The sequence below is a fragment of the Lentzea sp. NPDC058436 genome (assembly GCF_042721515.1).
Taxonomy (GTDB): Bacteria; Actinomycetota; Actinomycetes; order Mycobacteriales; family Pseudonocardiaceae; genus Lentzea.
In genome coordinates this window covers 52,133-64,671 of record NZ_JBHXLF010000008.1, presented here as the reverse complement: position 1 = coordinate 64,671, position 12,539 = coordinate 52,133, and the positions used below count along the sequence as shown (strand labels likewise).

Sequence of the window (12,539 nt, the reverse complement as noted above, 5' to 3'; positions counted from 1 at the left end):
CCCTCAACGCCTCAATACGGACGTTTTGCTGCGTTCATGGCCGAAACGAGCATGGGACGCACTTTCGGCCAATGCACGTCCTTCTGGCACGTGAACGGCGGCAGGAAACCACCGCACTTGCCCGAACTCGCGCCGATCTCCCAGACGAAGCTCGGCACGCCCAGGTCGTCGTACACCCAGTCGTCGGTGGCGCCGGACGCGTTGTAGAGCACCTCGCCTGGCTGGCCCGCGGTGAACCCGGACAGCGCGGCCATGTCGTTCGCGATCTTGCGCAGCGCGGCGTCGTTGCCCGTCTTCTGCGTGCTCCAGCCCCACGGGAAGAGCACGTAGTTGCCGTAGCTGTGCATGGAGATCACGGCGCCGGTCGTGTCGGCGGAGGCGGCCGCGGTGTCGCCGGGTGCACGGGTGTCGCGGTAGAGCTTGCGCCACAACGACTCCAGTGCCTGCACCTCGACCTCGGAGTCGGCGCGCGTGCCCCGGTAGGTCTCGCTGCACTTGTTCGTCGACGAACCGACCTCGCCCCAGTGCGAGCCCGCGTTGCGGTTGAGGTCGACGCCGCGAGAGCCGGACGTGCAGTTCCCGTTGGCGTTCTTGCGTTGCAGGACGGGCGTGTCGCCGCCGGACTCGACGATCTCGACGCCGTCGGGGTTCGCGATCGGGACGACCCAGACCTCCAGCTCCGAGAGCATCGCGGTGAGGTCCGGGGAGCCGACCAGCTCGTCGACGTAGCGCCACGCCATGTCGCCCGTGGTGATCTCCCTGGCGTGGAGCTGGCCCATCACGAACAGGCGGGGCTTCGGCGCGGTGGGCGTCAGCGCGCAGTCACCTGGGCTCTTCCTGGTGATGCAGATGGCTTTCAGGTCGTAGCCGCCGCTGCCCTGCGTCTTGCGCCACGAGTCGCCGTAGTCGACGACGGTCGCGAGATCGGGGTGCGCCCGGGCGACCTCGTCGAGGTGGGCGAGCTGCGCGGTGATCGTGCGGTAGCCGCCGTAGTAGGTGGTGTCCGCGAGCGAACGCGGCGCCCGTTCCGACGGGGGCATCGCGGTCTCGACGGTGGACCCGTACCCGTCTGCGCGGAGTTCTTCGGAAGTCCGCTGGTCGCCGACGACGAACAGGTCGTCGCCGTCGCGCTGCTCCAGCACGTCGTAACCGAGGCCCAGCAACCGTTGCGCGGAGTCGCCCTTCGGCGCGGGCACGCGCAGCACGTATGTCGCTTGTGGACCTTCCGCCGGCGCTGGGGCGGGACTGAGCAGCAGGGTCAGGCTGGCGAGCAGGGCGACGGCGGTCCGCATGATCACCGATGATGGTCCGTTCGGCTGATCGCCGCCACTCCGTTCGACCGACCGGATGATTACCGTCCGGTTCTTGAGACGCCGAAAGTGTCGACTTGGCGCGATGTGACGAAAATCAATAACATTTGGGTCAGCACCGCAGCGGTTATTGCGCAGTGAAGCCGAAACCGACTCGACGGACAGCGAGGTTCGCACACCACAGGTCTCACGAAGAAGCGGGAGAGCATGCCATGGATCATCTCTACAACGACGGTGTCGCTGAGAGCTCCTTCCCCTGGCGCGGCTCTCCCGCGGACGACGACGAGGGCCTGGAGCCGACCATCGTGCGCAGCATGGACTGACGAAAGTCAGAACGTCTGCGCAGTTCGGAGGCGGTGGGCCAACGCCGTGTGGCGGCGGCCCGCCCCGACCGTGCGCACGGCCTGGCCGATGGCCCGCTTGCTGCCGACGAGCACCACGAGCTTCTTCGCGCGCGTGACGGCCGTGTAGAGCAGGTTGCGCTGCAGCATCATCCACGCGCTGGTCGTGATCGGGATGACCACGCACGGGTACTCGCTGCCCTGGGAGCGGTGGATCGTCATGGCGTAGGCGTGGCTGAGCTCGTCCAGCTCGGAGAACTCGTAGTCGACCTCTTCGTCCTCGTCGGTGCGGATGGTGAGCTTCTGCTCCACCACGTCCAGGCCGATGACGACGCCAAGAGTGCCGTTGAAGACGCCGTTGCGGCCCTTGTCGTAGTTGTTGCGGATCTGGGTGACCTTGTCGCCGAGCTTGAACACCCTGCCGCCGAAGCGCTTCTCGGGCAGGTTGTCGCGCGACGGCGTGAGCGCCTCCTGGAGCACGGTGTTGAGCGCGCCCGCGCCGGCGGGGCCGCGGTGCATCGGAGCGAGGACCTGGATGTCCCTGCGCGGGTCGAGCCCGAACTTGCGCGGGATGCGGTTCGCGACGACGTCCACGGTCAGGGTGGCCGCCTCCTCCGCCTCGTCGCTGCTGAAGAGGAAGAAGTCGGGCATGCCCTGGACGATCGGGTAGTCGCCGCTGTTGATGCGGTGGGCGTTCGTGACGACGCCGGACTCCTGGGCCTGGCGGAAGATGTGCGTGAGCCGGACGTTCGGGACGGGACTGCCCTGCGCCAGCACGTCCCGCAGCACCTCCCCCGCGCCGACGCTCGGCAGCTGGTCGACGTCTCCCACGAGCAGCAGGTGCGCGCCGGGCGGGACGGCCTTCACGAGCTTGTTGGCCAGCAACAGGTCCAGCATCGACGCCTCGTCCACGACCACGAGGTCGGCGTCGAGCGGGTGGTCGCGGTCGTACGCCGCGTCGCCGCCGGGCTTCAGTTCCAGCAGGCGGTGGACGGTGCGGGCCTCGTGGCCGGTGAGCTCGGTGAGGCGCTTCGCGGCACGTCCGGTGGGTGCCGCGAGGACGATCTTCGCGCGTTTCGCCTGGGCGAGCCGGACGATCGAGCGGACCGTGAAGCTCTTGCCGCAGCCAGGGCCTCCGGTCAGCACGGCGACCTTCTCGGTGAGCGCGAGCTTCACCGCCGCCGCCTGGTGTTCTTCGAGGTCGGTGCCGAGCCAGGCGAGCGCCTTGTCCCAGTTGACGGTCGCGAAGCTCGGCATGCGGTCGGTGTCCGCGTGCAGCAGGCGTTTGAGCTGCCCTGCCATCGAGATCTCCGCGCGGTGGAACGGGACGAGGTAGATCGCGATCTCGTCGTCCGGCAGCTCCTCGCGGACGACGCCCTCCTCCTCGACCAGTTCGGCGAGGCAGTCGATGACCAGGCCGGTGTCGACCTGGAGGATCTTGATGGCGTCCGCGATGAGGGCCTGTTCCGGCAGGTAGCAGTTGCCGTCGGTGGTGGCCTCGGAGAGCGTGAACTGCAGGCCCGCCTTGACGCGCTGCGGGCTGTCGTGCGGGATGCCGACGGCCTTCGCGATCACGTCGGCGGTCTTGAAGCCGATGCCCCACACGTCGCTCGCGAGCCGGTAGGGCTCGTCCCTGACGACGTCGATGGACTTGTCGGCGTACTGCTTGTAGACGCGGACGGCGAGGCTGGTGGAGACGCCGACGCCCTGCAGGAAGACCATGACCTCCTTGATGGCCTTCTGCTCCTCCCAGGCGTCCGCGATGAGCTTGGTGCGCTTCGGGCCGAGCTTGGGGACCTCGATGAGCCGTTGCGGCTCGTGCTCGATGACGTCGAGGGCGTTCACGCCGAAGTGGGTGACGATCTTGTCCGCGAGCACCGGTCCGATGCCCTTGATCAGGCCGGACCCGAGGTAGCGGCGGATGCCCTGGATCGTCGCGGGCAGGATCGTCGTGTAGTCGTCGACGTGGAACTGCTTGCCGTACTGCGGGTGCGAGCCCCAAGTACCGCGCATGCGGATCGACTCGCCGGGCTGCGCGCCGAGCAGCGCCCCGACGACCGTGACCAGGTCACCGCGGCCCGTGTCGACCTTGGCGACGGTGTAGCCGTTGTCCTCGTTGGCGTACGTGATCCTCTCCAGGACCGCTTCGAGGACGTTCATGGTGCGAACCTACCTCCTGGGTTCTGCACACGATCTTCACAACTTGTCCCGGCGTCCTCCACGACATACCCATAAAGTCGCCGCCATGACAGGTCAGCGCAGGGTGCTCGTCGTGGAGGACGACATCACGATCGCCGAGTCCGTGGCCGTGCGGCTGCGGGCGGAGGGGTTCGAGGTGGCGGTGGCCCACGACGGGCCGTCCGGGGTGGCTGTCGCCGCTTCCTTCCTGCCTGACCTGGTGGTTCTCGACGTGATGCTGCCGGGGTTCGACGGGCTGGAGGTGTGCCGGCGGATCCAGGCGTCCCGGTCGGTGCCGGTGCTGATGCTGACCGCGCGGGGGGACGAGACCGATCTGCTGGTCGGGCTCGCCGTGGGGGCCGACGACTACCTGACGAAGCCGTTCTCGATGCGCGAGCTGGCCGCACGTGTGCACGTGCTGCTGCGCCGCGTGTCCCGTGCGGTGTCGTCGCGGTCGCTGGAGCTGGGCGACCTGCTGATCGACCTGTCGTCGCGGCGGGTGTCGCGGTCGGGCGTCGAGGCGCACCTGACGCCGACCGAGTACGACCTGCTGGTGTTCCTGGCCGAACGCCCGTCGGCCGTGCAGGCGCGGGAGCGGTTGCTGGCGGAGGCGTGCGGCTGGCACGAGGGTGCGTCGTCGCGAACGGTCGACTCGCACGTGAAGGCGCTGCGCCGCAAGCTCGGCGCCGACCTGATCCGGACCGTGCACGGCGTCGGGTACGCGCTGGAGGTACCTCGATGAAGCGTGTGCTCGACCTGCTCGACATGCTGCCGCGTCCGCTGGACTCGGTGCGGTCGATCAAGCTGAAGCTCGGCATCGTGATCGTGGTGTCCGGGTGCGTGTCGTTCGCGTACTTCCGTTACGTGACGGGGTGGTTGCCGCCTCGGACGACCCTGATCGCCCTGGTGCTGGGGCTGCTGACCTCGCAACTGCTCGCGCACGGCATGACGTCGCCGTTGCGGGAGATGACCTCCGCGGCCCGGTCGATGGCCTCCGGGGACTACTCGCGGTCCGTGCGTGCCACGTCTTCGGACGAGGTCGGGCAGCTCGCCGAGGCGTTCACGGTGATGGCAGCCGACTTGGCCGCCGCCGACCAGCAGCGGCGCGAGTTGATCGCGAACGTGTCGCACGAGCTGCGGACACCGATCTCGGCGTTGCAGGCCGTGCTGGAGAACGTGGTGGACGGGGTGGCGTCTCCGGACGCCGCGACCATGCGGACCGCTCTCGCCCAGACCGAACGGCTGGGGCGGCTGGTCACCGAGCTGCTGGACCTGTCGAAGATCGACGCCGGGGTGCTGTCGCTGAAGCGCGAGACGTTGTCGGTCTCGTCCCTGGTGGCCGATGTGGTGGCGGAGGCCGCGGTGGCCGCGCCTTCCGCGTCGTTCTCGATCGACGTTGCCGGTGATCTGACTGTTTTCGCTGATGGGGAGCGGCTGCACCAGGTGCTCGTGAACCTGGTGGACAACGCTGCCCGGCACGGACCCACCGGGGGGTTGGTGTCCGTGGCCGGGTACGCGTCGGCTGCCTGTGTGGTGCTGGAGGTTCGGGACGAGGGGCCGGGGATCGCGCCGGCCGACCGGTCCCGGATCTTCGAGAGGTTCACCCGAGGGGAGAGGGCGGGCGGTGGCGGGACCGGGCTCGGACTCGCCATCGCCCGATGGGTGGTGGACCTGCACGGCGGCACGATCGCCGTCGTGGACCCCGGATCGTGCATCCGGGTGACTTTGCCTCGCTGACCTGGACTTTTACCTCTAGCTGACTAGCGTCCGCACCGCCTTGCCGGTGTGGCGGTGAAGCACGCCCGGATTCGGGCTTGGGAGAGAGACATGACTGACTCGACTGGATCGTCCGGGACGCCTGAGAAGCCCGGAGCGGGTGGAAAGCCGGAGCGGAAGGCTGTGGGGAAGGGTGCGGGGCGGCCCAGGTACCGACATTTGCGGAAGGTGGGGTACCGGCCCACGGTTGGGGGCGGGGAGCCGGCGGGTTCTGGGGACTCGCCGGACCCCGCGGAGGCTGTGGCGGAGCCCAAGCCGGTCGCCGAACCCGCGCCTGCGCAGCAGCCCGTTGCCCAGTCCAAGCCTGCCGCCGAACCCCCGCCCGCCGCGCAACCGACCGCCCAGCCCCTCCAACCCGCCGAGGTCGTCACCGCCACCCTCCCCCCGCCCTCCCCCTGGCAGGGCCCACCCCGCTACCCCGCCCCCGCCAACGCCATGCAGGCCCCCGGCCTCCCCTTCATGCCCTGGTGGCGCCCACCCACGACGGGCGCGCCGGGCAAGGCCCTCATCGCAGGCCTCGCCGCAGGTCTGGCGGGCGCGTTCCTCGCCGTGCCCAACAACGGCATCGGCTGGTTCCTGGCCGGCGTCGTCGGTGTCGGCGCGGTGCTGTTCTACAGCGGCAAGCCGACGGTCGAGCGGGCGTTGTGGCTGGCGGGCGCGCTGGCGTTCCTCGCGATGGCGTTCCTGCGTGCCGCCGAGTGGGTGTTCCCGCTCAGCCTGATGGCCTCGATGTTGTGCGGGTCCATCGCGATGGCCGGCGGCAAGACGGTGCGGGGGCTGGTGTTCGGCGCTGTCGGGGTCGGGCTGGGTGGGCTGCGGTCCATCCCGTGGGTGGCGAAGGGCTTCAAGAAGCGCGGGCCGGTCGGCATCCGGCCGTTCGTCTCCGTCGGTGTGGCGTTGGTGTTGCTGGTGGTCTTCGGGTCGCTGCTGGCCGGGGCGGACAAGGGGTTCAACGACTTCCTCGAAGCGCTGGTGCCCGACCTGAACGTCGACGACTGGTTCCAGCAGGCGTTCTTCGGGGTTGTTGCGGCGCTGGGGGCTCTGGGTGCCTGTTATCTGGTGGCGGCGCCGCCGGAGATCAACGAGGACGCGGAGCAGAAGCCGGGATCGTTGCGGCTCAAGGACTACGGGTTGCCCGTCGGTGTGCTCGTGTTGCTGTTCACCGGGTTCGTGGGGACGCAGCTCGCGGTGTTGTTCGGCGGCGAGGCCTACGTCATGAAGACGGCGGGCGTGACGTTCGCCGAGTACGCGCGGTCCGGGTTCTGGCAGCTGCTGTGGGTCACCATCCTCACGCTCGGCGTGATCGCCGGTGTCGCGCGGTTCGCGGTGAAGAAGACGCAGAAGGACCAGTTGTGGCTGCGGGTTCTTCTGGGGTCACTGGCTGTTCTCACACTTGTCATCGTCGCGAGTGCCTTGAGTCGCATGTGGTTCTACCAGCAGGCGTACGGGTGGACGGTGCTGCGGCTGCTCGTCGCGTCGTGCGAGGTGTGGCTGGCCGTGGTGTACCTGATGGTGATCGCGAGCGGGATCTCGTTGCGTGCCAACTGGTTGCCGAAGGCGATCGTCGCGACCGGAGCCGCGTTCTTCCTCGCCGTGGTGGCGATGAACCCCGAACGGGTGGTCGCCGACTACAACGTGTCGCGGTACGAGGCGACGCAGAAGATCGACACGTACTACCTGTCGCAGTTGTCGGAGGACGCGGCGCCCGCGCTCGTGAGGCTGCCCGAGCACGAACGCTCGTGTGCGTTGCGGTGGATGAAGAACCGCACGCCCGAGAAGGACTGGCGGGAGTGGAACCTCGCGCGCCACAACGCGAAGAAGTCACTCGAAAGTGTTGTCGTGACTGAGGTCACCTGTGAAGGCGCGTACTCGGGCGAGAGGTAGTCCTTGACGTGGCTGTAAAGTTGCTCGGCTACCAGTTGTCGAAAGGGTGAGAAGTGACGCTCAAGTGACGATCGCGGCAGAACCCGTTGTCCTCCCATCGATGTTCACCGCAGGCGAGGCGCCCACACCGCGCACCCTCCTGGACATCCTGCGCGCGAGTGCGGAGACGCACCCGAACGCGCTGGCCGTCGACGACGGCACCACCGCGCTGAGTTACCGCGCACTGATCACGGAAGTACTGGAACTCAAGGACAAGCTCGCCGCCGAGGGCGTCGGGGTCGGCGACCGGGTCGGCATTCGCGTGCCGTCCGGGACGGTCGACCTCTACGTGTCGATCCTGGCGACCCTCGCGGCCGGCGCGGCCTACGTGCCCGTCGACTTCGAGGACCCGGACGAGCGCGCCGAGCTCGTTTTCGGTGAGGCACAGGTGAGTGCCGTGCTCGGCGAGGGCCGATCCCTTGTGCGGCACGGCACCACGCTCGGCGTGCCCGGCGAGCCCGGTCTCGACAACGACGCGTGGATCATCTTCACGTCCGGTTCGACCGGCAAGCCCAAGGGCGTCGCCGTGACGCACCGCAACGCCGCCGCGTTCGTCGACGCCGAGGCGGGCCTGTTCCTCCAGGAGGAGCCGATCGGGCCGGAGGACCGCGTGCTCGCGGGTCTCTCGGTCGCGTTCGACGCCTCCTGCGAGGAGATGTGGCTCGCGTGGCGCTACGGCGCCTGCCTGGTGCCCGCGCCGCGTTCGCTGGTGCGCACGGGCATGGACCTGGGGCCGTGGCTGGTCGAGCAGGAGATCACCGTCGTCTCCACGGTGCCGACGCTGGCCGCGCTGTGGCCGGTCGAGGCGCTGGACGACGTGCGGTTGCTGATCTTCGGCGGCGAGGCCTGCCCGCCCGAACTGGCCGAGCGGCTCGCCGTGCCCGGCCGCGAGGTCTGGAACACCTACGGGCCGACCGAGGCCACCGTCGTCGCCTGCGCCGCGCAGATGACCGGTCAGGGCCCCGTGCGCATCGGCCTGCCGCTCGACGGCTGGGAGCTCGTCGTCGTGGACGCCCGGGGCGAGGTCGTGCCCATGGGCGAGTCCGGCGAACTGGTCATCGGTGGCGTCGGCCTGGCCCGCTACCTGGACGAGGCCAAGGACGCCGAGAAGTACGCGCCGCTGCCCTCGATGGGCTGGGACCGCGCGTACCGCAGCGGTGACGTGGTCCGCGCCGAGCCGGAGGGTCTGCTCTTCCTCGGCCGCGCGGACGAGCAGATCAAGCTCGGCGGCCGCCGCATCGAGCTCGGCGAGGTCGACGCGGCCCTGGCCGCGCTGCCCGGTATCGCCGGTGCCGCCGCTGCCGTGCGCACCACGCGCGGCGGCAACCAGATCCTCGTCGGCTACGTCGTCACGGACGGCGAGTTCGACCAGGACGCGGCCGTCGACCAGCTGCGCGCCGAACTGCCCGCCGCCCTCGTCCCGCTGATCGCCGTGGTCGAGACGCTGCCGACGCGCACGTCCGGCAAGGTCGACCGCGCCGCCCTGCCGTGGCCGCTGGAGTCGATGGACACCGCTGGAGTCGTGTTCTCCGGCCTCGAAGGCTGGCTCGCGGAGCAGTGGGCCGCCGTGCTGGGCTCCGGACCGGCCTCCGAGGGCGCGAACTTCTTCGCCTCCGGCGGCAGCTCGCTCGGTGCCGCGCAGCTGGTCTCGACGATCCGCACGCGCTACCCGAGCACGTCGGTGCAGGACGTCTACCAGAACCCGACGCTGTACAAGCTGGCCCGCAGGCTGGAGTCGTACGGCGAGACCGCCGAGGTGCGCGAGGTCGCGCCGACGCCGCGCTGGACCGGTGTCGTCCAGACGCTGCTGATGGTCCCGCTGCTCACGGTCGCCGGCGCGCGCTGGGTCGTGGCGCTCACGGCGTTGTCGAACGTGCTGGGCTGGACGTCGGTGTCGTGGTGGTGGGTCGCGGCCGGGTTCGCGGTGTTCCTGAGCCCCGCCGGACGCCTCGCGATCTCCGCCGGTGGCGCACGCCTGCTGTTGCGTGGCGTGAAGCCGGGCACGTACCCCCGCGGTGGATCCGTCCACCTGCGACTGTGGACCGCCGAGATGCTGGCGCAGATGTCCCGCGCCACCGAGCTGTCCGGCTCCTGGGTCACGCACTACGCGCGGGCGCTCGGCGCCAGGATCGGCGAGGGTGCCGACCTGCACTCGTTGCCGCCGGTCACCGGCATGCTCAAGGTCGGGCGCGGCGCCGCCGTCGAGCCCGAGGTCGACCTGTCCGGCTGGTGGATCGACGGCGACAGGCTGCGCATCGGCCGCATCCGGATCGGCGCCGGCGCGACCGTCGGTGCCCGCAGCACCCTGTTCCCCGGCGCGCGGATCGGCAAGAAGGCCGAGATCGCGCCCGGTTCGGGTGTGCGCGGCTCGGTGCCGACCGGCCAGCGCTGGGCGGGCGTCCCCGCGATCCGCGAGGGCAAGGCGGCGCGCTCGTTCCCGTCGCGCCGCCCGGAGCGGTCGCGGTTCTGGAACCTGATGTACGGCGTCTCGTCCGGCCTGCTGGCCACGCTGCCGCTGCTCGCGGCGGCTCCGGCCCTGCTGTACGTGCTGCGCCGCCCCGTCACGCTGTCCTCCGCGCTGTGGGACGTCCCGGTCGCCTCCGCGATCTGGTTCGGCTCGTACGCGCTGATCGTGCTGGTCGCGGTGCGCCTGCTGGGCATCGGCATGCGCGAGGGCCACTACCCGGTGCACAGCCGCGTCGCGTGGGCGGCGTGGACGACCGAGCGGTTGATGAACAACGCGCGCTCGGCCCTGTTCCCGCTGTACGCGTCGCTGTTCACACCGGTGTGGCTGCGCCTGCTGGGCATGAAGGTCGGCCGTGGCGTCGAGGCGTCCACGGTGGTCGCGCTGCCGAAGATGACCAGGGTGGGCGACGGCGCGTTCCTGGCCGACGACACGATGGTCGCGTCCTACGAGCTCGGCGGCGGCTGGCTGCGGATCGCCACCGCACGCGTGGGCAAGCGGGCGTTCCTGGGCAACTCGGGCATGACCGCGCCCGGCCGCAACGTCCCCAAGGGCGGGCTCGTCGGCGTGCTGTCGGCCGCTCCGAAGCGCGCCAAGGCCGGGTCGTCGTACCTGGGCATGCCGCCGATGAAGCTGCCGCGCGCCGCCGAGGTGTCGGACCAGTCGCGCACGTTCGACCCGCCGAAGCACCTGATGTGGGCGCGGGCGATCGTCGAGCTGTGCCGGTTCGTCCCGGTGATGCTGAACGTCGCGCTGGTCGTGCTCGTGCTGTTCGCGCTGAAGGAGTTTGGGCTCTGGGCCTCCGGCCTCGTGCTGCTGGGCGCCGGTGTGGCCGCGTGCCTGGTCGCCGTGGTCGCCAAGTGGACGCTCGTGGGCCGCTTCAAGACCCGTGAGTACCCGCTGTGGTCGGCGTTCGTGTGGCGCAACGAACTCGCGGACACGTTCGTCGAGGTGCTCGCGGTGCCGTGGCTGATCGGGTTCTCCGGCGGCACGCCGATCATGAACCTGTGGCTGCGCTCGCTGGGCGCGTCCGTCGGCCGCGGAGTGTGGTGCGAGTCGTACTGGCTGCCCGAGGCGGATCTCGTGAAGCTGGGCGCCGGGGCGACCGTGAACCGCGGCTGCGTCGTGCAGACGCACCTGTTCCACGACCGGATCCTGCGCATGGACCGCGTGGAGCTGGGCGCCGGGTCCACTTTGGGCCCGCACGGCATCGTGCTGCCCGGCGCGTCGGTCGGCGACCACACGACGATCGGACCCGCCTCGCTGGTCATGCGCGGAGAGGATGTACCGTCGGGAACCCGTTGGCTGGGCAACCCGATCTCCGCGTGGACATGAGCTTCTCCGTACACCATTACGCGCTAGAGCTTGACTACAAGCCGCACTCCGCGCGCCTTTCGGGGCGCGCGGTGCTGCAGGCTTCGTGCGCCTCTCCGCTGTCGTCGTTCTCGCTGTCCTTCGGGTCCCTGCGGATCTCGAAGCTGCTGGTGAACGGCAGGCCCGCGCGCTACGGGCACGCCGGCGGCGTCCTGAACGTGCGGGCGGCCGTGCGTGGGGCGTTCACGGTCGAGGTCCGGTACTCGGGCACGCCCAGGCCGATCTCGACGCCGGAGTGGGGCGACCTCGGCTGGGACGAGCTGACGGACGGCTCGATCGTGGCCTCGCAGCCCATCGGCGCCCCGTCGTGGTTCCCGTGCCTCGACGAGCCGTCGTCGAAGGCTTCGTACCACCTGGAGGTCGTCGCACCCTCGCCGTACACCGTGGTGTGCAACGGGGTTCTGGTGGACGGCAAGGTCTCCGGCAGCACGACCAGGTGGACGTACTCGATGGCCGCGCCGATGGCGACCTACCTCGCGACCGTCCAGATCGGACAGTACGTCGAGGCGCTGCCGGACGTGTGGGCGCCTTCACGGCTCAAGCGCCTGGTGGCACACGACTTCGGCCGGCAGAACGCGATGGTCGAGCTGTTCTCGTCGCTGTTCGGGCCGTACCCGTTCACCAGGTACTCGGTCGTGGTCACCGACGACGCGCTCGACGTTCCCGTTGAGGCGCAGGGGTTGTCGACGTTCGGCGCGAACCACGTGGACGGACGGCGCGGTTCGGAACGGCTGGTGGCGCACGAGCTGGCGCACCAGTGGTTCGGCAACTCCGTCGGACTCGCCTCGTGGGAGCACATCTGGCTGAACGAGGGCTTCGCCAGCTATTCGGAGTGGTTGTGGTCCGAGGCGTCCGGCGGCCGGTCGGCGGACGCGTGTGCCGCGAGCGCCCGGGACCTGTTGCGGCGCCTGCCCCAGGACATCGTGATCGGACGGCCGCAGCGGTCGCAGTGGTTCGACGACAGGGTCTACAAGCGCGGGGCGCTGACGGTGCACGCGCTGCGCCGCGAGATGGGCGACGACTCGTTCTTCGCGCTGCTGCGCGAGTGGTGTGCGCGCCACCGGCACGGTGTCGTGACGACCGAGGACTTCCTGCTGCTCGCCGGGCACCGCGACCTGCTCACCCGCTGGCTGTTCAAGCCCGAACTGCCGCGCTAGGTGAACAGGCCCGGGC

General features: G+C 69.9%; 7 protein-coding genes. 5 read left to right on the top strand and 2 right to left on the bottom strand.

Features of this window, described 5'->3' with window-relative positions:
• Positions 1-11 precede the first annotated feature (11 nt).
• Together ACFWN2_RS26920 and ACFWN2_RS26915 are read right to left on the bottom strand one after the other, a co-directional pair.
• Positions 12-1,292 (bottom strand): M14 family zinc carboxypeptidase, encoded by a 1,281-nt coding sequence (locus ACFWN2_RS26920; protein WP_382431884.1) that lies wholly within the window; start codon positions 1,290-1,292, stop codon positions 12-14.
• A 347-nt stretch (positions 1,293-1,639) separates the two neighbouring features.
• Positions 1,640-3,811 (bottom strand): ATP-dependent RecD-like DNA helicase, encoded by a 2,172-nt coding sequence (locus ACFWN2_RS26915; RefSeq protein ID WP_382431882.1) that lies wholly within the window; start codon positions 3,809-3,811, stop codon positions 1,640-1,642.
• An 85-nt stretch (positions 3,812-3,896) separates the two neighbouring features.
• On the opposite strand from ACFWN2_RS26915, the gene ACFWN2_RS26910 reads away from it, so the two are divergent.
• From ACFWN2_RS26910 to ACFWN2_RS26890, 5 genes are all read left to right on the top strand, one after another.
• The gene (locus ACFWN2_RS26910) at positions 3,897-4,571 is read left to right on the top strand and encodes a response regulator transcription factor (protein ID WP_382431880.1); all 675 of its coding nucleotides are present in this window, start codon (positions 3,897-3,899) and stop codon (positions 4,569-4,571) included.
• Complete coding sequence (locus tag ACFWN2_RS26905) at positions 4,568-5,566, top strand: ATP-binding protein (RefSeq protein ID WP_382431878.1); 999 nt, start codon at positions 4,568-4,570, stop codon at positions 5,564-5,566. The genes ACFWN2_RS26910 and ACFWN2_RS26905 overlap by 4 nt, the downstream gene beginning before the upstream one ends.
• A gap of 279 nt (positions 5,567-5,845) precedes the next feature.
• Positions 5,846-7,489 (top strand): DUF4153 domain-containing protein, encoded by a 1,644-nt coding sequence (locus tag ACFWN2_RS26900; protein WP_382431876.1) that lies wholly within the window; start codon positions 5,846-5,848, stop codon positions 7,487-7,489.
• Positions 7,490-7,589: 100 nt separating this feature from the next.
• Positions 7,590-11,327, top strand: a complete 3,738-nt coding sequence (locus tag ACFWN2_RS26895; RefSeq protein ID WP_382431874.1) for a Pls/PosA family non-ribosomal peptide synthetase — start codon at positions 7,590-7,592, stop codon at positions 11,325-11,327.
• Positions 11,328-11,398: 71 nt separating this feature from the next.
• Entirely contained in the window at positions 11,399-12,523 is a 1,125-nt protein-coding gene (locus ACFWN2_RS26890) for a M1 family metallopeptidase (protein ID WP_382431872.1), read from the top strand.
• Positions 12,524-12,539: the final 16 nt, after the last annotated feature.

Excerpts from the sequence above, each read along its gene's own strand:
- ACFWN2_RS26915 (WP_382431882.1), bottom strand. The coding sequence starts at position 3,811 with ATGAACGTCCTCGAAGCGGTCCTGGAGAGGATCACGTACGCCAACGAG.
- ACFWN2_RS26905 (WP_382431878.1), top strand. The coding sequence starts at position 4,568 with ATGAAGCGTGTGCTCGACCTGCTCGACATGCTGCCGCGTCCGCTGGAC.
- ACFWN2_RS26910 (WP_382431880.1), top strand. The coding sequence starts at position 3,897 with ATGACAGGTCAGCGCAGGGTGCTCGTCGTGGAGGACGACATCACGATC.
- ACFWN2_RS26895 (WP_382431874.1), top strand. The coding sequence starts at position 7,590 with ATGTTCACCGCAGGCGAGGCGCCCACACCGCGCACCCTCCTGGACATC.
- ACFWN2_RS26920 (WP_382431884.1), bottom strand. The coding sequence starts at position 1,292 with ATGCGGACCGCCGTCGCCCTGCTCGCCAGCCTGACCCTGCTGCTCAGT.